This is a genomic window from Tumebacillus algifaecis (genome assembly GCF_002243515.1).
GTDB classification, from domain to species: Bacteria; Bacillota; Bacilli; order Tumebacillales; family Tumebacillaceae; genus Tumebacillus_A; species Tumebacillus_A algifaecis.
This window is the reverse complement of the sequence record NZ_CP022657.1, coordinates 1,690,211-1,708,150: the sequence shown is the minus strand read 5'-3', so window position 1 is coordinate 1,708,150 and position 17,940 is coordinate 1,690,211. Positions and strand designations below refer to the sequence as shown.

The following is a 17,940-nucleotide window of genomic DNA, read 5'->3' as shown; positions in this document are numbered from 1 at the left end:
CTATTTTTGCAAATACTGGCCGACCATCCGGGCCAAAGAATCGAGCAATTCTTGATCGTCCTGTTTGCTCTCCTTAGCTGGCTCTCGTTCCAGCTCCGGACCTTCCACAGCCTGCGACCGTCCCGGCGGCATCCCCCACATCCCGGAACCGCCACCATAGTTCGGCACACCTCCACGGCCCAATCCGCTTGGTCCCTGCGGCCCTCCATATCCTGGAGGTCCACCATGCCTTGGTAGACTTCCTTGCCCTGTTGGGCCATCCTGCCCTTGCTGGCTTCCTTTCCCTGTTGGGCCACCCTGCTCTTGCGGACTTCCGTTCCCAGATGTACCATCCTGCCCTTGCGGACTTTCGTTCCCGGATGTAGCATCCTGCCCTTGCTGGCTTCCATTACCTGACAGCCCTTCTTGCTCTGGTGGACTGCCGTTACCTTCCGAATCTTCATTCCCTGGCGATTCGTCCCCTTGTGGAGTGCCTTGCCCTTGTTGAACTCCGTTCCGTTGCTGACCTCGATTCCTTGGCAAGCCTCCACTTCCCTGAAAGCCACCGTTCCCCTGCGGACCTCCGTACCCCTGCGGGCCTCCGTACCCTTGCGGACCTCCGTACCCTTGTGGGCCTCCGTACCCTTGCGGACCTCCGTACCCTTGTGGGCCACCATATCCTTGTGGGCCTCCGAAGCCTGGGCCGCCAGCTCTCCCTGGCATACCTCCGAATCCGGGGCCATTGAATGCTTGTGGTGACCGCATGGTCTGTGGTCCATAAGGGGGTGCAGGTGACTGCGAATACGGGGGCATCGGTGCCGGATAGATCCCGCGCCGTCCGCCAGGCACGTTCCCACCATCAGGTAACGTATTTCCTGCATCCGTGCTGACCGACTTGCTCTTGTTCATCACCCCATTGAGCATGTTGCCAATCATGCCCTTCAACATATCCAGCACCATCGGATTTTGCAAGATCATCGTCAAAAATCCACCGTCCAGCACCCCGGCAGGCAGCATCGTCGTACGCAGCACTTCAGAAAAATGAAGCATTAGCCGTAGATACTCCTCTTCGGAAAGCTTCAGTTTCACCGCTTCCTCGCGAATCATCTGCCGCACACCTTCGTCCAGCACCAACGACTTCAGCTTCGGCGACCGCGCCGCTCGAATCGGCTTTTGCTTGACCGTCCCTTGCTTTCGAGCACGCTTTTGCACACCCTCCCCTCCCTTCTAACAAAAGAACCGAGAGGCGTCCCTCTCGGCTCTTCCATTTGATGAAAACCAGCTTAGCACATCCCTGGTACGATCAGAATAAACAGCACGAAAATAATCAGGAACACGATCGCCCAGCGAGTGAAACTGCTATACATACCGTATCCTGCAGTTGCAACGTTTCCAGACATCGAAATTCCTCCTTTTCGGTTGATACTTCATCCTACTCATCACCTGTACCTTTTGCTCAGGACAATCACCCAAGCCCGTCTAAATTGGGTGCGTGCCCTCCCTGACAGGTGTATAATAGACAAAATAACATTGACAAAAGGAGGCGTCCTCATGCCGTTTGTACATATCGAATGGATGGAAGGCCGCACACTGGAGCAAAAGCGCGAACTCACCAAGCGCATCTCCGATGCGGTAGCCGAAGTAGCAGGCATCCCGCAAGACCGCGTCCATGTCTTCATCAAAGACATGAAAGCAGACGAATACGGTTTCGGTGGCGAGTTGCTGATCGACAAGAACAACAAGTAAGCACACAGAAGCCCCTGTTCCCAATGATCACCTCGGGAACAGGGGCTTTCGTATTGTCTGCACTAAATCCATCTACGCTTGCGAAACAGCTTTAACATCCAATAGGTCATCCCCATCAAGCCTAAGAAAATAGTCACCGTGGCGACGTACGAATCGCTAAACGGCATCGGCACATTCATCCCGAAAAATCCGGTGATAAAGGTCAGCGGCAGCATGACCGTCGAAATGACCGTCAGCATGCGGATCGTGTCATTGGTGCGGGAAGAGACGAGCGAATAATAGGTTTCCAGCGCACCGGAGATCAAGTCGCGATACGACTCCACACCGTCCGAAATGCGCTCCAGATGGTCCACCAAGTCGATATAATAGGGAATGTTCTCTTCGTCAATCTCAAATGAGTAGCGCCCGTTCACATTGGCAAAAATCCGCTTTTGCGGCTGGATCACCCGTCTGATCAGGACGATATTGCGTTTCAGAGCCAAGAACTCCTCCGTGATCTCATGCACCGGCTCGACATAAATCTCATCTTCCAGTTCATCAATCCGCGCCGAGATGCGTTCCAAAATCGGAAAATATTCGTCGGTGATCCCATCGACCATCGAATACAGCAAAAAGTCAGGTCCGCGGTTCATATAATGATAGCTGCGCAGCGACGTGGCCGCGATGCGCCCGATCGTTTGCAATGGTTTTTTGTGAATCGTCACCAAGTAATTCTTGCCCAAAAAGATGTTCAGTTCTTCGGTCGTAATTTCAATTTCTTTTTCCTCATCGTAGCGCAGCGCATGAAAAACGAAGAAATAATATTGATCCTCATCATCTTCATAGCGGTCAACTTTCGAACGGGGGCTGTCATGCAGACAGTCCTCGATCGCCAAGGGATGGAAGTCAAAGATGTTGCCTACATATTTGAGTTCCTCTGCTGTGCAGTTATACAGGTCGATCCACAACAGATTTCTCGTATCCTGCAACAGTTCGGCTTTGCGCGTCAAATCGACATCATGGTACATCTTACCTTCATCATGGTTATAATAATAGGTCTTGATCATAGCGCAGCCCTCCCCTCATTTCCGAATCTGTGACAGGAACCGTCTTGATTCTACTACTAAGGATTATAGATTTCCTGACCGAGCACGTCAATCTTCCCCAGCACCTGCGTGATTTCAGCACACGCAAAGATATGCTTTTTCACTTTATGCACAGCAAAGGCGACGAAAGTCCTTTTCCTCCAAACCTACCTATTACTTCCTGTAGTGTATTACAGAAAAAGCCTGAGCATACGCCCAGGCTTTTTCTTCGTGACCATCCGTTTACGCGAACTGCAAATCCTCTTCATCCACCGATTGTAAGCGACGGACGGCAAGTCGCGTCACCCGCAAGGAGTCCATCTCCGTGATCGTGAAATGGAAGTTGTCGATCGTGACTTTCCCGCCGACAAACGGAGTCTGGAACTGCGCGTAGATAAAACCGCCGATCGTATCCACCTCTTCCGATTCGATGTGCAGATGGAAATACTCGTTGACCTCATCGATCAACATGCGCGCATCGATCGACACGTGGTCGTTCTGCTCTTCGATGAACGGTCGTTCTTCGTCAAATTCGTCCTGGATCTCGCCGACCAACTCTTCGAGAATGTCCTCGGTGGTCACGATCCCCGCCGTGCCGCCGTATTCGTCGATGACGATCGCCAACTCAGAGCGGTTCTTCTGCAAGATTTTCAGCACGTCCTTGATCGGCATTGACTCCGGTACGGTGACCGGCTTGCGGGCGATCGTCTGCAAGGAGATATCATCGCGTCCGCTCAGCGCCACCGCGTAGAGATCTTTGATGTGCACGATGCCTACGATGTTGTCTTTATCTTCTAGAATGAGCGGGAAGCGCGTGTGCTTCTCCGAATCCGCTTTTTCCAAATTGTCCTTGAACGAACGATTGATATACAGACAGCTCATGTCTGTTCGCGGCACCATGATCTCGCGGGCGACGCGATTGGAGAAATCAAATATATTGTCAAAAAGTGTGCGTTCTGTTTCGTCGATCACACCGCTCTCATGACTTTGCGTCACGAGCATGCGCAGTTCTTCTTCGTTGTGGGCTAGCTCTGCGTCGGAAGCCGGACGAATGCCGATCACCCGCAAAAAGGCGTTGGCTGTACCGTTGAGCATCCAGATGAACGGATACATCAACTTGTAGAAGAAGATCAACGGACCTGATGTCCAAAGTGCAGTCCCCTCCGCTCGCTGGATCGCCAGCGACTTCGGTGCCAATTCACCGAGGACGATGTGCAAGAAGGTGATGATCGAAAAAGAGATGATGGCTGACACGGTATGCAGCATCGCATCGCTCAGGCCAAAGCTGTCAAACCAGACCACAAACAGCTTCGACAGGGTGCGTTCCCCCACCCACCCGAGGGCGAGTGAAGCGATCGTGATCCCAAGCTGTGTCGCTGACAGGTAAGCGTCAAGTTTGTCGGTGATCTGTTGTGCAAATTTCGCCCGTTTGTTTCCTTCCATTACCAACTGCTCTAGGCGGGTTGAACGTACCTTTACCATCGCGAACTCTGCCGCCACAAAGAATCCGTTCAGCAACACCAGAAAGATGATAAACAGAAACTCAAACAAAGAAATACTGCCGCTAAAAGGGTCTTCCAAAGTTAGGCTCCTGACAATACGTACACGTACGTCAGGAATCCACCTCCCAGATTATAATTTTTCAAACTTCAGTATATCACAGATTGGCCTTTTCTTCCACCTTCCATAATCCCACTTTATGCGCCATCCGTCTGCAAAAATGACGAATAATCACTCTAAGAAGCTTGTCACGTTGTCAGGTTCGTCCGCACTTGCTATAATTGGAATGGTTTCGTCATTCGATAACCATAACCTGAAAATACATGGAAAAGCAGGAGGTACGTAAGCATGGCAATGATCGTCAACGCTTTTATCGAAATCCCGACCGGTTCCCAGAATAAGTATGAATACGACAAAGAAAACAACCGCTTTATGCTGGACCGCGTGCTGTTTTCCCCGATGCACTACCCGACCGAATACGGCTACATTGACAACACCTTGGCAGAAGATGGCGACCCGCTCGACATTCTCGTTGTGACCAGCTTCCCGACTTTCCCGGGCTGCGTTATCGAGTCCCGCGTAGTCGGCGTACTGATCATGACGGACGACAAAGGCAAAGACGAGAAACTGCTGGCAGTTCCGACTCAAGACCCGCGCTTTGCAAACGTACATACCCTCGACGACGTGGCTCCGCACGTACTCAAGGAAATCTCGCACTTCTTCCAAGTCTACAAAGACCTCGAGAACAAACAAGTACAAATCGACGGCTGGGAAGGCGTTGAAACCGCTCAGCGTCTGCTCGACGAATCTACTGCACGCTACGCGAAGTAGTTCGAGCCAAACAAAAATCCTGAGTGGGTCAACCACTCAGGATTTTTGTTGCTTATGCGCCGAACATTTTAAAGCCGCGGGTGACCAGCGTGCGGATCGTCAGCGAGGCTGCGAGCGCTCCGCCGATCACACCAACGCAGAGCAGGATCTCACCGCCGCCAACATCAAAACCGCGGGAGATCAGGTAGTAGCCAACGAGGGCGACTGCGATCACGGTCGATGTCCACGGAAATTTTTTCGTAAACATATCCATAATAAAGGAAATGCCAAACGACGCGATCAAAAACAAGAGCATCAATACGACAAACATCGCCATAACATTCACACCTCATCTACACAGATTGCAAGTCTCATTGTATCATTTGGTCAAGAGAGGAGCAACCAGCCATGACCAAACTGCGCATCGTTTCCATCTGTCCCAGCAACACCGAATTGCTTGACGCGCTCGGCCTGTTCGATCAGGTCGTCGGTGTCGATGACTATTCGGACTGGCCGGCCGAAAAAGTTAAAGACCTGCCCAAGCTCGGACCTGACCTGAATATCAACATGGAGCGGCTGCAAGAGTTGCAACCCGACCTTGTCATCGCTTCGCTCTCCGTGCCTGGCATGGAGAAAAATGTGGATCGGCTGCAAGAGCTGAACATCCCGTATCTGGTACTCAATCCGAAGACGATCGACGACATCTACGGCGATATTCGGACGCTAGGCGCAGCGTGCGGCGTGCCAGAGCGAGCACAGCAACTCGTAGCCGAGCTACAGAGCAAAGTCGAGCGCATCCAAGAAAAAGCGCGCTCGATCAAGCAGGCGGCGCCGAAGCTCTATTGGGAGTGGTGGCCACGCCCGATCTTTACGCCTGCAAACGCCAACTGGCTGACCCCGATCTCCGACCTTGCGGGCGGCATCAATTTGTTTGGCGACAAACCGGGCGATTCGTACACGGCGGAACACGAAGAAGTGATCGAGCGCGCACCTGACTACATGTTCGCCGTCTGGTGCGGCGTGCACGCAGACAAAGTGAAAACGACGATGATCACCGAGCGCGAAGGCTATACCGCCATCCCAGCGGTGCAGAACGGCCGCGTGTACGTGCTGGAAGAAGGATTGTACTGTCGGCCTTCGCAACGCCTGTTTCAAGGCTTAGAGGAGCTGGTAGACCTGCTCGATCCCGAACGGTCGTAAGAAGGGGTGATCAAGTATGGCCGATAAACGCGGCAACATCTGGCTCGCCGTATCGGGCTTGGTCGTCAATGACGAAGGCAGATGCCTCGTCGTGAAAAAATCGTACAGCGCGACCAAAGGGCTCTGGACGCTGCCCAGCGGCTTCGTCAATGCCGATGAGACGGTCGATGCGGCGGTCGTGCGGGAAGTGCGAGAGGAGACCGGCTTGCTCGTCGAGCCGTCAGCAGTTGTCGCCGTCCGCACAGGTGTGTTGCGCCAGGGCAAACACGACACCCTGCTCGTCTTCCGCGCGCATCTCATCGGAGGCAGCGAGACCCGCTGTGAACGTGAACTCCTGACTATCGACTGGCTCACCCCCGAAGAGATCGCCACCTCCCCCGACTCCACCGAATTTCTCGCCACCTTGATCAGGGATGTTCAGAACTCTGAGGGATTGAAGCCACGCCCGATTACGCACACGCGTGACTACGGATATGCGGAGTATAAAATTTTCTTCTAACGTCAGCGCTTCACCAAGCAATTCTCCACTGCGCTGTCACCACTTACAGCAGCAAAAACCCCGGATCGCTCCGGGGTTTGTTTGTTTTGTTTGCGTTTAGGAAACGGTGTTGCTTTCATGTTTCCTCAGTTCACGACGCAGGATTTTTCCAGTCGTGTTCTTCGGCAATTCTTCGAGGACGATCACTTCTTTCGGCACTTTATAAGCGGTGAGGGCCGCTTGGCAGTGCTCGATCAGTTCTTCCTCTGTGGAGCCTTCTTGCTTCAACGCCACGTAAGCGCGGACTTTTTCGCCGTAGTTCGCATCCGGCACACCAACCACAGCCGCCTCTCGAACGTTCGGGTGATGGAACAGAACTTCTTCCACCTCGCGCGGATAGACGTTGAAACCGCCGACGATGATCATATCCTTCTTGCGGTCTACGATCGAGAAATATCCTTCCGTATCGATCGTCGCCATATCGCCAGTGTACAACCAGCCATCGCGAAGCGCCAGCGCCGTTTCTTCTGGACGATTCAGATAGCCGATCATCACATTGTCACCGCGGCAGATCAGTTCACCGACCACGCCTGGCTCGACATCATTGCCCATCTCATCAACCACCCGCGCTTCCACGCACGGGATGACCACGCCGATCGTGCCCGCTTTGCGCGGACGGTCGAGCGGGTTGAAGGTAACAACCGGAGACGCTTCGGACAGGCCATATCCTTCGGAAACGATCACATCAAATTTCTTCTCGAATCCTTCCAGAACTGCCACTGGCATCGCCGCCCCACCGGAGATCGCAAGTTTCAACGAAGACAGATCCTCTTTCACCACTTCCGGATGCTGCAACAAGAAGTTGAACATCGTCGGCACCCCGGCAAACATGGTCGCCTGATGGAACTGAATCGCTTTCGCCGTCTCGGTCGGCGAGAAGCGCGGCATCACCAGAATCGTCGCCCCGCGATACAACGGTGCGTTGAGACAAACGGTCATACAGAACACGTGGAACATCGGCAACACGGCCACCACGAGATCTTTTTCGCTCATGTTTAAGAAGTCGCCGACGCTGTTCGCATTCGAACAGAGGTTGCGATGGGAGAGCAGCGCACCTTTCGGATGTCCTGTTGTACCGGACGTATAGAGAATCACGGCGATGTCATCCGGAGTAGCATCGACAGTCGGCACTTCACCGCCCGTGTTCAGCACCGCTTCGAATGTCGATACGCCTTCCATTTCCAAGTCCGCCCCGACCAAAATCACGTTTTTGCAAGTCGGGAGCATCTTCAGCACCATGGGCGCGAGCGGTGCCATCTGCCCCACCGCGATCACAGCTTCGATTCCGCAGTCCGCAAGGATGAACTGAATCTCACCTGGCGTATACAGCGGATTGACCGGCACAGCGACACCGCCCAGACGCACGATCGCGTAATATGCGATCACAAAATCGGGCGAGTTGCCGAGCAACAGCGCAACTTTCGACCCTTTGCCAATGCCTCGCGCAGCCAACCCGGCTGCAAAACGATCCACGTCCGCATTGAGCTCACGATAGGAGATCTTTTGATCCAGATAAAGCAGAGCCGTTACATCCGGCGTGGTCTGTGCAGTTTGACGCAAATTTGTACTCAAATTCACAGGGATCACCTCTTCGCCTCATTTTCCAACCAAACAGTCGGTCGATTTTGGATACAACCTGCCGCACAACTTGCACGGCAGGGGGGAGACACCGATTACCGATGTTTAAAGATCGGTTCACGCTTTTCAAAAAACGCATTGCAGCCTTCCACAATATCTTCCGTCTGGAACACCTCATCCAGCAGTTCCGCTTCGTACAGCACTCCGCCAGTCAGGTCCATCTCAAGTCCCTTATCGACCGCTTTCTTGATGCGAGAAAGCGCTGTCAGAGTGCGCGTAGCCAAGACTTTGGCCATCTCTTGCGCACGCTCCAGCACTTCGTCGTCCGGGACGACCTTATTGACCAAACCGATCTGCCATGCTTCCGTTGCGGTGATCGGGTCACCCATGAACATCAGTTCCTTGGCTCTTCCTTCGCCGACTAGACGCGGCAACCGCTGCGTTCCGCCGGCACCTGGAAACAGTCCGAGCTTAATCTCTGGCAGTCCCAGTTTCACTCCCTCACCCGCGATGCGAATGTCACACGCCATCGCAAGTTCCAAGCCTCCGCCAAGCGTCACGCCGTTTAAGGCAGCTATCGTCGGTTTGGGCAAAAAGTCCAGTCGGTTGTAGGTGTGGAAATGCTCAAGCGCCATCTTTTTCGCTTCGCCGCGCGCCATCTTGGTAGGAAACTCCTTGATGTCCGCACCGGCTATAAAAGCGCGTCCGGCACCTGTGAGGATCAATACCACCACTTCGTCATCATGCTCAACCTCAGTCACGCAATCGCGGATCTCAAGGCCGACTCGTTCACTCAACACGTTTAGCGGCGGGTTGTCGATCGTCAAAATCGCAATCCCGTTTTCCTTCGTCAATCGGGTAAAAAGGCGTTCACTCATCGTGTAGTGCCTCCTAGAGAACGTTCAGGTTTCGAACGTTGCTATTATGACTTCTACACTACCGATATGAGTTCCTTCTGATTTTTATACTAAGCAGTCATATTTTCTAACTTTTCTTTCGATTATGTTTCACGCGCATCAAATAGATGATGAGAAATACAACAGCAGCAAGCACGGTCGCACCAAATGAGGCTTTTGTCACCCAACCGACCCCTAAGCGTCCGTACAGTAAATACGTCAGTTCTCCCAATCCGATAACCGGTACTGCTAGCAGCCAAGTTGGAATGGCCTTTTCATTCATGTCACCCTGTCATCCCTTTGCAGTAAAATTGTGTTTCTTTACTCATTTTCGGACATTCTCGATACGTTGACAAGCCATTTTAGACTGAATATTGCAGGGAATTGTCTTTACAATGATTCCTACAATACATATAATTCTTATATGTATACACGGAATTAAACTTAGCGCGAGAAGGAGTGGAGTCAGTTGGCACTGAACAAAGAAGAACAACTCAAGCTTGAAAAAGATGGCCTCGAAGTCCTTCATGATCTTCACCGTTACGCTGCAGATGAAAGGCATCGCGCAGTATCTCGATGCGACCTTTCCGGAATTTGACACTCCGATCCGCCTCCATGTCAACGGTTGCCCGAACCAATGCGGTCAACAGGCGATCGCAGACATCGGTCTGGCTGGGGCTTTGGTGCGCCGAGACGGTCAAATGGTCGATGCTTTTGACGTGTCGATCAGCGGCGGGCTCGGTGCGAATGCGAAATTTAACCGCAAAATCGTACTGAAAGTGCCAGGCGAACAAGTCCAGCATACGATCGCCAACATCGTGCGTTCTTATCTCGACAAACGCCTGCCCGACGAATCGTTCCGCGAGTATGCCAATCGCATCGATGACGATGAATTGAAAGCGTATTTGCAGCAGGCCGCTGCGGTCTGATTCTTTCTCGAATCACGTAAATAACGTGGCGGTACTTCTTGACGGGAGGTACCGCTTTTTTGATACTCAGCAGAACGCTTAACAATACACAGTCAACCGAGAGGAAAGCCTTCACTGGTGTTGTTCGACTCACTTTCCCCATCTCTCGTTGCCGATTCGTAACATACAGAAAATCCCCCTCACGATCACTACTCATCACAAGTAGCCTCTGTAAGGGGGACTTCGCCTATTCGCTCATCGCTTGCAGTTGACGCAACGGACAGATTGCGAACGCTTCCCTCTGCAAGCGTTGTTACAGCATCCGCTTTTGTTCAAACAAGAAGTCGGTCAGTTTGTTTTTCAACAACTCCAATTTCTCGTTCTCTTTTTTCGTGGCTTTGTACAGATGCTTGTTCTTGCCGACACCGAGCTTTTCCAGATCGGTGCCCGTTTCCGCCCAACGTTGAGCTTGGCGCTTGAGTTTGGTCATTTCACGCTGGTTTTCGATGATCGAGTGCTGAAGCGCCGTGTGGATCTGTTGGATCTGGTCGGTGGACAGCTTCAGCGTCCAGTTGTCCTCATCCAGTTGGGTGATCTGCAGATCGACCACGTATTCCTTTTTGCCATCGGGGAGCAGTGGATTGACCCACTGTTCCTCTTTTTTCTGCTCATCAGACATGGTAGACACCTCTCTTTAAAAAACTCCCTCCAAACATGTTGGAGGGAGTCCTGTGTGATCTTACGCTTCGTCCCAGTCTTCGAAATCGTCTTCGTTCAGGCCGAGGTTTTTACCAGATTTCTTTTGGTAGTCGAGCAGAGCCGCTTTCAAAGCTTCTTCTGCCAGAACCGAGCAGTGCATTTTCACCGGCGGCAGGCCGTCGAGTGCGTCTGCGATCGCACGGTTGGTCAGTTCGAGCGCTTCGGAGATCGTCTTGCCTTTGATCATTTCGGTGGACATCGACGAAGTTGCAATCGCTGCACCACAGCCAAAGGTCTTGAACGTTACATCTTCGATCATGTTGGTTGCATCATCGATTTTCAGGTACATCTTCATGATGTCCCCACATTTCATGTTACCTACTTCGCCAACGCCAGAAGCATCTTCGATCTCACCGACGTTACGAGGGTTGGTGAAATGGTCAATGACTTTATCGCTGTACATATTGAAAACCTCCTCAGAGTGTTTGTTTTGTGATTCGTGACTTATGCTTACGTGATCGGCAAGCCTTTTTGGAATTTCTCCCAAACCGGCGACATCGCGCGCAGTCTGTCAGCAATCGGTTTCAATTGCTCAATGACGTAATCGATATCTTCCTCACTGGTCGATTTGCCCAGCGACAGGCGCAGCGAACCGTGTGCGGTGGTGTGAGTCAAGCCCATCGCCATCAGCACGTGGGACGGATCGAGGGAGCCGGAGGTGCAAGCAGAACCGGAAGATGCTGCAAAGCCCTTCATGTCGCAAGAGAGCAACAGCGCTTCTCCTTCGATGTACTCGATCGAAACGTTTACATTGTGCGGCAGACGACCTTCACGCGGACCGTTCAGGCGGGTCTCTTCGATGTTGTTCAGAATGCCGTCGATCAGCTTGTCGCGCAGCACAGACAGACGAGCAGACTCTTCTGCCATCTCGGCCACAGCCAGTTCGATCGCGACGCTCAGACCTACGATGTTCGCCACGTTTTCTGTGCCTGGGCGCAGTTTGCGCTCTTGACCGCCACCAAAGTACAGCGGCTGGGTACGGACGCCACGACGCATATACAGGACGCCGATACCTTTCGGGCCGTAGATCTTATGACCGGACAATGCCAAGAAATCGCAGTTGATCGCTTTGACGTCAACCGGGATCTTACCGACCGTTTGTACAGCGTCGGTGTGGAACAGGATCTTGCGCTCACGGCAGGTCGCACCGATTTCTTCGATCGGCATGATCGTGCCGACTTCGTTGTTGCCGTGCATGATCGAAACGAGCACAGTGTCGTCGCGCAGCGCGTTTTTGAAGTCTTCTACCGAAATGCGGCCTTCTGCGTCAACCGGCAGATAGGTCACCTCAAAGCCTTCCTTTTCCAGCGCCTTGAACGCATCGAGCACAGCATGGTGCTCAACGACAGTCGTGATCAGATGGTTGCCTTTTTTCTTGTTCGCACGCGCGCCGCCAACGATCGCAATGTTGTCAGCCTCTGTGCCGGAACCGGTGAAGACGATCTCTTTCGGGTCGGCATTGATCGCCTTTGCCACCTTCTCGCGCGCTTCTTCCATCAGCTTGCGAGCCGGACGGCCAAATTGGTGGATGGACGACGGATTGCCGTACACCTCTTTAAATACGTGCATCATCGCATCGAGAACTTCTTGGCGAACCGGAGTGGTTGCCGCATGGTCCAGATAGACTTTACGCAAAACTGTCATCTCCTTCACAACTATGTGTTACTAAGGTTGCTTTCTCAATTACTCCGCAGATTGCTTCTGCGTATAGAGTTTGGCACTGCCCGTGACGATATCGTGGAGCGTGATGTCGTCTAGCACGGCAACCATCGTATCTCGCAACTTCTCCCAGACGACCTTGGTCGTGCAGTTATCGGTCTTGGAGCAACATAGCTCCGTGTCCTCCTCAGAGGAATGCAGACACTCGACAGGGGCGATTTCCCCTTCCAGCACCTTGACTACCTGACCGACGTTGATCTCCTCTGGAGATCGAGCCAGTCGGTAACCTCCTCGAGCACCGCGTACACTGGAGACAAGCCCCGCCTTCCGAAGTTCCGCAAAGATCTGCTCCAAATATTGCTCCGGAATCTGTTCCGCAGAAGCGATCTGCTTGATCGGAGTAGGACCTTCATCCGCTTTTTGCGCAAGATAGGTCATGGCCATCAAGCCGTAATGACCGCGCGATGAAAGCTTCAATGTACGCACCTCCTTGGGACAAGCAGCTATTCGCTTACGTATACCATCTCTAATCTTGACTGATTAAGTCAGGATTATGTGCAAAAAACAAATCAGGAATCGTGAATCCTGATTGATTTGGTCAAGATTATTATAGTCATGGGAAGAGAGGAATGTCAAGACTTCTCCAATCCATTTTCCAGTTTGTCAATAGCTAATTGAGAAGGATTTTCAATTATTTTCTTTGTCAGATTTGCGGTTGTCGATGATCACAGGTGCGGCCACAACCGGGGCCTGTCCTGTGCGATTTTCATAGCGCATCAACTTCTCCACCGCCGGCTCAGCCAGCAAATCGATCTCACGCTGAATCTTGCGCGCCAGATCGAACCGCCCTTCGCTTTCTAAAAACTTGCCGACCTCCCACAGGTCATTGTAACGCTCAATCTCCTCGCGCCCCAACAGTCCGCGCACTTGTACACTGATCGGTCTCATCGTCCCAATCCCACCTTTTCCTTAACTAAAATCCTCCGCCGACGAGAACAGATCGAGCTGGTCGGTACTCAGCGGCGCTCGCTCGACTTCCTGTCCGAGCAGTTCCATCATATCAAACGCGTTTTGCACCGCATAGTTAGAAAAGTTGTTGTTCATCAACAGATGTACGCGCTGTGCCTTTCCTTTCAACTCCGCAACCTGCGGCACCCACTCCGCTAGTTCTTCCTTGCGATAATGATAGCGAAAACGCTCGCCTGCATGTTTCGCATCCTTAATATACCACGTTTCCTCGTTGCGTCCGTGAAAGCGCACAAGAGCAAGCGATGACTCCGTAACTTCCACCACCGCGGGGATGCTGGCGTCGCCTACCTGCGGCTCATCGACGATCGTATTGACAATCTCCTCCCTGCGCAAAAACTGTAGCGTCTTTTCCCGCATCTCCCCGTCGAACCAAGAGCGATGCCGAAATTCAACAGCCACGGTCAAGTCGTGAAAAAAGTCTCGGCACCTGCGCAGATAATCAACATTTTCCCGATTCAGCACATACCACGGCGGCAATTGAAACAGGAGTGCTCCGAGCTTCCCCGCCTCGACCATCGGTTGAATCGCATGGCGGTACAGCGGAAACAGCTCCTGCCGTTGCTTGGGGTCGAGCGTTCGCTCATGGCCCGTCATGCCTTTATACGCCTTCATGTTGAAGGTAAAAGCCGACCCGGTCGTCGCAGCCCAGCGTTCCACATACTTCGGGTTGGGGATGGCATAAAAACTGGAATCCACTTCGACGAGTGGAAAATATTTCGCATAGTATTCCAACCGTTCATTCGGTTTCACTTTCTTCGGATAGAAATCTTCATGGTCGCCCCAGGCACACGTCCCGCATAAAACTTGCCTCATTTGGGTTCCACCTCCAAAACAGTTCCCTGACTTCTACTTCTACTTCTACTTCTACTTCTACTTCTACTTCTACTTCTACTTCTACTTCTACTTCTATTCTGAGTAAAGTACACGGTTATCTGTAAGTAAATCCCTTCAGTTGGTCAATTGATTAGATTCACTTGACATATTTAGATTTCAGATATAAGAATAGTGTGTAGACTTTGAACAATCTAACTTTACCTACATTTAATTCAATCAGTTCATTAACCAATCAGAGGTATCAAAGGAGGACATGTCGTGAAGCATATTCAACTGGTCACTGAACTTCCGGGCCCTCGCTCGCAAGATCTTTTACAACGGATGGAAACTTCTGTCGCCAAAGCCAAAGTAGACCGCACGTTGATACCCACCATCATCAAAGAAGCCACTGGGGCGCTGATCACAGATATCGATGGCAACACATTTATCGATCTGGCCGGCGGTGTTGGTGTCTTAAATGTGGGCCACAGCCATCCGCTCGTCGTGGATGCGATCCGCGAAGCCGCGTTGAATTTCACACACACCGACTTGACGGTGGTGCCTTACGAATCCTATATCCTTCTTGCCGAAAAATTATGCAACCGCGCCCCCGGTTCCGACCCGAAAAAAGCTTGCTTCCTCAATTCAGGAGCAGAAGCGGTTGAAAGCGCGGTTAAAATTGCACGCAAAGCAACAGGTCGCCGCGGGATTATCTGTTTTGAAGGTGCTTTTCATGGCCGCACATTGATGGCGCTGTCCTTGACCAGCAAAGTCAAACCTTACAAAGAAGGCATGGGCCCGTTCGCACCTGACGTATTCCGCGTGCCCTTCCCTTATTCCTACCGCTGGCCAGGCTTCCCGAATGACGAAGCGGTCTGCAGCGCTGCGTTTGAACAATTCAAACGCGCCTTCACCACTCAAGTAGCACCATCAGAAACAGCAGCGGTCATCCTCGAACCGATCCAAGGTGAGGCTGGCTTTATCGTGCCACCGCCAGGCTTTTTGCAATTGGTTCAAGACTTCTGCCGCGAACATGGCATCCTGCTGATCGCCGATGAAGTGCAAACTGGCTTTGGCCGCACTGGCGAATTTTTCGCCTCCGACCACTTTGGCATCGAACCTGACCTGATCACCGTCGGCAAATCGATCGCCGCAGGTCTTCCGCTCTCCGGCGTGATCGGACGCGCGGAGTTGATGGACGCAGCGGGCGACGGTGCTGTTGGTGGCACGTATGTCGGCAACCCGGTCGCTTGCTCGGCAGCCCTCGCCGTACTCGACATTTACGACCAAGAAAACTTGGGCGACCGCGCCGTGCAGATCGGCCATCAGTTGCAGCAACGCCTGCAAAAACTCGCTACCAATTCACCTTTGGTCGGCGAAATTCGCGGCGTTGGCGCGATGACCGCTTTTGAGCTGGTACGCGATCACGAGACACGTGAACCTGCGACCGATGAAACGGCCGCCATCATTCAAAAATGCCTGCAACGCGGTGTCATCATCTTTAAAGCTGGCTTGTACGGCAATGTCATTCGATTCCTGCTCCCGCTCGTGATCACACCTGAGCAACTGGACGAAGCGCTTGACGTCATCGAACAGGCGGTGATGGAAGTCACGGCCGAGATGTACACAACGCGATAGATGCATAAAAGGAGACACCCCTGCGGTGTCTCCTTTCTCGTCTTCAACTGGTCACCTGTTGCTTTTCTCGCATCAGCGCCCATTGGGTGCGAGCGAGCTTCACATACTTCGGCAGCGCTTGCTTGTCGCTGATTACCTGTTGAAAATATTTCACCGCTTCCTTCTGCTCGCTGAGTCTGCGGTGCAACTCGCCAAGCAGATAGATGATGCGCCCATCCGTATCGATCATCCGGTCGTATTCATAAGCATGCGTGTAAAAATGAAGTGCCTCACGCAAAAAACGCTGCTCCTGCGCCAGATCGTCCATCTCCCGGTACAGCCAAGCCACTTGTAGACAAAGCCCGCCGATGGTGCGCTCCGGCTCGCCCATAAATTGTGCGCAAAACAAGGCCAGCTTGAAGGAGACCAACGCCTGTTCGATCGAACGCATACCGCCGTACTCGCGAGACACCCAACGCGATCCGACTTGCTGACGGTAGAGCTCGCGTTTATAGGACGTGATCTTCGGCTTCGTTTTGTCCAAGAAAGCGTATCCACAGTCAGGACATACATTGATCGCATAGTAATTAGGATTCACGATGCTATAAGTTGCGTAAAAGTCACCTTCCACATGTAGCGCTTTAATCGCTTTGGACAGGACTTTTTTCGTAGTATAACCCTGCGAACATAGCGGGCACGTAATCTTCCGGTCATAGAAGGCATCTGTAAAATTCATGACTACTCACCCCACTCATGAAAAATTCAGGACTTATGTCCCTATAGTCTCATGAATGACACCGTTCGACAATATACTCTTCTCGTTGACGTGCGAAAGGATTTGTATTCGCTACAGGAATCGCGTATAATGAGAACAAACGTTCGTAAAAATAATCACACGTCTACTGTCACACTTTAAGTATAGGGAGCGATCGAATCGTATGAACCGTGGAAACAAGCTTTGGGAAGGTCACCGCATGATACTGCCTGAACACCGTGCCCGCCTCTTGGAACGAGAGACGGTGCCGTGCCAATTGCCGGTCATGACCGAAGACATGCAGGAAGAGATCGAATACCGGGTTCAGGAAGCGATGGTGCACCGCAAAGCACTGCGATTTGTCGTCGGTGAATCGGATGGCGAGCACACCGTAGAAGGTCGGGTTGTCGCCTACAAGCCGGATACGCGAAGCTTGCAGATCAGCAATGAATGGGGCAAGTTTCTGCTCCCGATCCAAAACATCGTACGCGTTTTCTAATCCATACCATATACAAAGCGGCCTGCCGACGATCGGCAGGCCGCGTTTTACCTTCTCTCTAAATGAGCGTTCGAACGGCAAGCCCCTACATCACAAGCAACGCCACCAACACCTACTGCCCCCAACTGACACAGAGCAGCTCCACCGCTTGCTGTTGCGCTTGCGGCCAGTAGCACCCTATCCTCTGGCATACAACAGCAGAAAGACCACCATCGCTCGTCCCACAGCTGTTCGGAATGTCACACTGGTCGATCGTACCGCTACCAAACACACGGTTTGGCACGATCGTCAAGTTTTTCCACCGTCCTTTTACGCACTTTCCCTCTCATGTTATACTAGCAGGGACAGTCTGTGAAAGGAGTAATCCCATATGAACCAAAAATTCGTCCGCACCGTATCTCTCGTTCTCGCCATCGCGATGGCCGTCTCGCTTCTCTACTCGATCACCTTTAGCCTGCTGTAAGGCAGTATGATAATAATGAGAAACGGCCTGCCCGCGAACATCGTGCAGGCTGTTTTGTTACCCAAAGCTAATCGGCTCATCCCAGCCGCACAACCATTCGTTGCTACACTCGATCAGAAGCTATTAGA

22 protein-coding genes are annotated in these 17,940 nt (G+C 52.3%); 7 read left to right on the top strand and 15 right to left on the bottom strand.

Annotated elements, in window-relative coordinates; all coding sequences use genetic code 11:
- Positions 1-1,191 carry a collagen-like domain-containing protein gene (locus CIG75_RS07485; protein ID WP_094236085.1) on the bottom strand — a complete coding sequence of 397 codons (1,191 nt, stop codon included), beginning with the start codon at positions 1,189-1,191 and terminating at the stop codon, positions 1-3.
- A 339-nt stretch (positions 1,192-1,530) separates the two neighbouring features.
- Here CIG75_RS07485 and CIG75_RS07480 point away from each other — a divergent pair, with 339 nt between their 5' ends.
- Positions 1,531-1,725 carry a 2-hydroxymuconate tautomerase gene (locus CIG75_RS07480; protein ID WP_094236084.1) on the top strand — a complete coding sequence of 65 codons (195 nt, stop codon included), beginning with the start codon at positions 1,531-1,533 and terminating at the stop codon, positions 1,723-1,725.
- Positions 1,726-1,787: 62 nt separating this feature from the next.
- On the opposite strand, the gene corA is transcribed toward CIG75_RS07480, so the two are convergent.
- Complete coding sequence (gene corA, locus CIG75_RS07475) at positions 1,788-2,771, bottom strand: magnesium/cobalt transporter CorA (protein WP_094236083.1); 984 nt, start codon at positions 2,769-2,771, stop codon at positions 1,788-1,790.
- A 261-nt stretch (positions 2,772-3,032) separates the two neighbouring features.
- Entirely contained in the window at positions 3,033-4,370 is a 1,338-nt protein-coding gene (locus CIG75_RS07470; protein ID WP_227874380.1) for a hemolysin family protein, read from the bottom strand.
- Between the two features lie 267 nt (positions 4,371-4,637).
- Between CIG75_RS07470 and CIG75_RS07465 the strand changes: the two genes are divergently transcribed.
- Positions 4,638-5,120, top strand: coding sequence for an inorganic diphosphatase (locus CIG75_RS07465; protein WP_094236082.1), 483 nt, complete (start codon positions 4,638-4,640; stop codon positions 5,118-5,120).
- 52 nt (positions 5,121-5,172) lie between these two features.
- Here the strand turns inward: CIG75_RS07465 and CIG75_RS07460 are convergent, their stop codons facing one another.
- The gene (locus tag CIG75_RS07460) at positions 5,173-5,436 is read right to left on the bottom strand and encodes a hypothetical protein (RefSeq protein ID WP_094236081.1); all 264 of its coding nucleotides are present in this window, start codon (positions 5,434-5,436) and stop codon (positions 5,173-5,175) included.
- Positions 5,437-5,507: 71 nt separating this feature from the next.
- Between CIG75_RS07460 and CIG75_RS07455 the strand changes: the two genes are divergently transcribed.
- Positions 5,508-6,299, top strand: a complete 792-nt coding sequence (locus CIG75_RS07455) for an ABC transporter substrate-binding protein (RefSeq protein WP_322348607.1) — start codon at positions 5,508-5,510, stop codon at positions 6,297-6,299.
- A 16-nt stretch (positions 6,300-6,315) separates the two neighbouring features.
- Entirely contained in the window at positions 6,316-6,798 is a 483-nt protein-coding gene (locus tag CIG75_RS07450) for an NUDIX domain-containing protein (protein WP_094236080.1), read from the top strand.
- A gap of 96 nt (positions 6,799-6,894) precedes the next feature.
- On the opposite strand, the gene CIG75_RS07445 is transcribed toward CIG75_RS07450, so the two are convergent.
- From CIG75_RS07445 to CIG75_RS07435, 3 genes are all read right to left on the bottom strand, one after another.
- Positions 6,895-8,415, bottom strand: a complete 1,521-nt coding sequence (locus tag CIG75_RS07445) for a long-chain-fatty-acid--CoA ligase (RefSeq protein WP_094236079.1) — start codon at positions 8,413-8,415, stop codon at positions 6,895-6,897.
- Positions 8,416-8,510: 95 nt separating this feature from the next.
- Complete coding sequence (locus CIG75_RS07440) at positions 8,511-9,293, bottom strand: enoyl-CoA hydratase/isomerase family protein (RefSeq protein ID WP_094236078.1); 783 nt, start codon at positions 9,291-9,293, stop codon at positions 8,511-8,513.
- A gap of 106 nt (positions 9,294-9,399) precedes the next feature.
- Complete coding sequence (locus CIG75_RS07435) at positions 9,400-9,594, bottom strand: hypothetical protein (RefSeq protein WP_094236077.1); 195 nt, start codon at positions 9,592-9,594, stop codon at positions 9,400-9,402.
- A gap of 226 nt (positions 9,595-9,820) precedes the next feature.
- On the opposite strand from CIG75_RS07435, the gene CIG75_RS07430 reads away from it, so the two are divergent.
- Positions 9,821-10,240 carry a hypothetical protein gene (locus CIG75_RS07430; RefSeq protein ID WP_227874419.1) on the top strand — a complete coding sequence of 140 codons (420 nt, stop codon included), beginning with the start codon at positions 9,821-9,823 and terminating at the stop codon, positions 10,238-10,240.
- A 292-nt stretch (positions 10,241-10,532) separates the two neighbouring features.
- On the opposite strand, the gene CIG75_RS07425 is transcribed toward CIG75_RS07430, so the two are convergent.
- The 6 genes from CIG75_RS07425 to CIG75_RS07400 form a co-directional block, all read right to left on the bottom strand.
- Positions 10,533-10,898, bottom strand: a complete 366-nt coding sequence (locus tag CIG75_RS07425) for a hypothetical protein (protein ID WP_094236075.1) — start codon at positions 10,896-10,898, stop codon at positions 10,533-10,535.
- 60 nt (positions 10,899-10,958) lie between these two features.
- Positions 10,959-11,381 carry a Fe-S cluster assembly scaffold protein NifU gene (gene nifU / locus CIG75_RS07420; protein WP_094236074.1) on the bottom strand — a complete coding sequence of 141 codons (423 nt, stop codon included), beginning with the start codon at positions 11,379-11,381 and terminating at the stop codon, positions 10,959-10,961.
- A gap of 47 nt (positions 11,382-11,428) precedes the next feature.
- Positions 11,429-12,613 (bottom strand): cysteine desulfurase NifS, encoded by a 1,185-nt coding sequence (nifS, locus tag CIG75_RS07415; RefSeq protein WP_094236073.1) that lies wholly within the window; start codon positions 12,611-12,613, stop codon positions 11,429-11,431.
- 48 nt (positions 12,614-12,661) lie between these two features.
- Positions 12,662-13,114 carry an RrF2 family transcriptional regulator gene (locus CIG75_RS07410; RefSeq protein ID WP_094236072.1) on the bottom strand — a complete coding sequence of 151 codons (453 nt, stop codon included), beginning with the start codon at positions 13,112-13,114 and terminating at the stop codon, positions 12,662-12,664.
- A 210-nt stretch (positions 13,115-13,324) separates the two neighbouring features.
- Entirely contained in the window at positions 13,325-13,585 is a 261-nt protein-coding gene (locus tag CIG75_RS07405; RefSeq protein ID WP_094236071.1) for a hypothetical protein, read from the bottom strand.
- A gap of 21 nt (positions 13,586-13,606) precedes the next feature.
- Positions 13,607-14,479, bottom strand: coding sequence for a DUF72 domain-containing protein (locus CIG75_RS07400; RefSeq protein ID WP_094236070.1), 873 nt, complete (start codon positions 14,477-14,479; stop codon positions 13,607-13,609).
- Between the two features lie 279 nt (positions 14,480-14,758).
- Between CIG75_RS07400 and gabT the strand changes: the two genes are divergently transcribed.
- Entirely contained in the window at positions 14,759-16,117 is a 1,359-nt protein-coding gene (gene gabT, locus CIG75_RS07395; protein ID WP_227874378.1) for a 4-aminobutyrate--2-oxoglutarate transaminase, read from the top strand.
- A gap of 43 nt (positions 16,118-16,160) precedes the next feature.
- Here the strand turns inward: gabT and CIG75_RS07390 are convergent, their stop codons facing one another.
- Positions 16,161-16,832, bottom strand: a complete 672-nt coding sequence (locus CIG75_RS07390; RefSeq protein WP_094236069.1) for a DUF2225 domain-containing protein — start codon at positions 16,830-16,832, stop codon at positions 16,161-16,163.
- 202 nt (positions 16,833-17,034) lie between these two features.
- Here CIG75_RS07390 and CIG75_RS07385 point away from each other — a divergent pair, with 202 nt between their 5' ends.
- Entirely contained in the window at positions 17,035-17,349 is a 315-nt protein-coding gene (locus CIG75_RS07385; RefSeq protein ID WP_094236068.1) for a YolD-like family protein, read from the top strand.
- A 112-nt stretch (positions 17,350-17,461) separates the two neighbouring features.
- On the opposite strand, the gene CIG75_RS20655 is transcribed toward CIG75_RS07385, so the two are convergent.
- Positions 17,462-17,641 (bottom strand): hypothetical protein, encoded by a 180-nt coding sequence (locus CIG75_RS20655; RefSeq protein ID WP_157729439.1) that lies wholly within the window; start codon positions 17,639-17,641, stop codon positions 17,462-17,464.
- Between the last annotated feature and the right edge of the window lie 299 nt (positions 17,642-17,940).

What these genes read in the sequence shown, in the direction of transcription:
- CIG75_RS07455 (WP_322348607.1), top strand. Translation starts at nt 5,508, where the DNA reads ATGACCAAACTGCGCATCGTTTCCATCTGTCCCAGCAACACCGAATTG.
- CIG75_RS07435 (WP_094236077.1), bottom strand. Translation starts at nt 9,594, where the DNA reads ATGAATGAAAAGGCCATTCCAACTTGGCTGCTAGCAGTACCGGTTATC.
- CIG75_RS07400 (WP_094236070.1), bottom strand. Translation starts at nt 14,479, where the DNA reads ATGAGGCAAGTTTTATGCGGGACGTGTGCCTGGGGCGACCATGAAGAT.
- CIG75_RS07440 (WP_094236078.1), bottom strand. Translation starts at nt 9,293, where the DNA reads ATGAGTGAACGCCTTTTTACCCGATTGACGAAGGAAAACGGGATTGCG.
- CIG75_RS07465 (WP_094236082.1), top strand. Translation starts at nt 4,638, where the DNA reads ATGGCAATGATCGTCAACGCTTTTATCGAAATCCCGACCGGTTCCCAG.
- CIG75_RS07430 (WP_227874419.1), top strand. Translation starts at nt 9,821, where the DNA reads ATGGCCTCGAAGTCCTTCATGATCTTCACCGTTACGCTGCAGATGAAA.
- CIG75_RS07405 (WP_094236071.1), bottom strand. Translation starts at nt 13,585, where the DNA reads ATGAGACCGATCAGTGTACAAGTGCGCGGACTGTTGGGGCGCGAGGAG.
- CIG75_RS07450 (WP_094236080.1), top strand. Translation starts at nt 6,316, where the DNA reads ATGGCCGATAAACGCGGCAACATCTGGCTCGCCGTATCGGGCTTGGTC.
- CIG75_RS07460 (WP_094236081.1), bottom strand. Translation starts at nt 5,436, where the DNA reads ATGGCGATGTTTGTCGTATTGATGCTCTTGTTTTTGATCGCGTCGTTT.
- nifU (WP_094236074.1), bottom strand. Translation starts at nt 11,381, where the DNA reads ATGTACAGCGATAAAGTCATTGACCATTTCACCAACCCTCGTAACGTC.
- CIG75_RS07480 (WP_094236084.1), top strand. Translation starts at nt 1,531, where the DNA reads ATGCCGTTTGTACATATCGAATGGATGGAAGGCCGCACACTGGAGCAA.
- CIG75_RS07385 (WP_094236068.1), top strand. Translation starts at nt 17,035, where the DNA reads ATGAACCGTGGAAACAAGCTTTGGGAAGGTCACCGCATGATACTGCCT.
- CIG75_RS07390 (WP_094236069.1), bottom strand. Translation starts at nt 16,832, where the DNA reads ATGAATTTTACAGATGCCTTCTATGACCGGAAGATTACGTGCCCGCTA.
- corA (WP_094236083.1), bottom strand. Translation starts at nt 2,771, where the DNA reads ATGATCAAGACCTATTATTATAACCATGATGAAGGTAAGATGTACCAT.
- CIG75_RS07425 (WP_094236075.1), bottom strand. Translation starts at nt 10,898, where the DNA reads ATGTCTGATGAGCAGAAAAAAGAGGAACAGTGGGTCAATCCACTGCTC.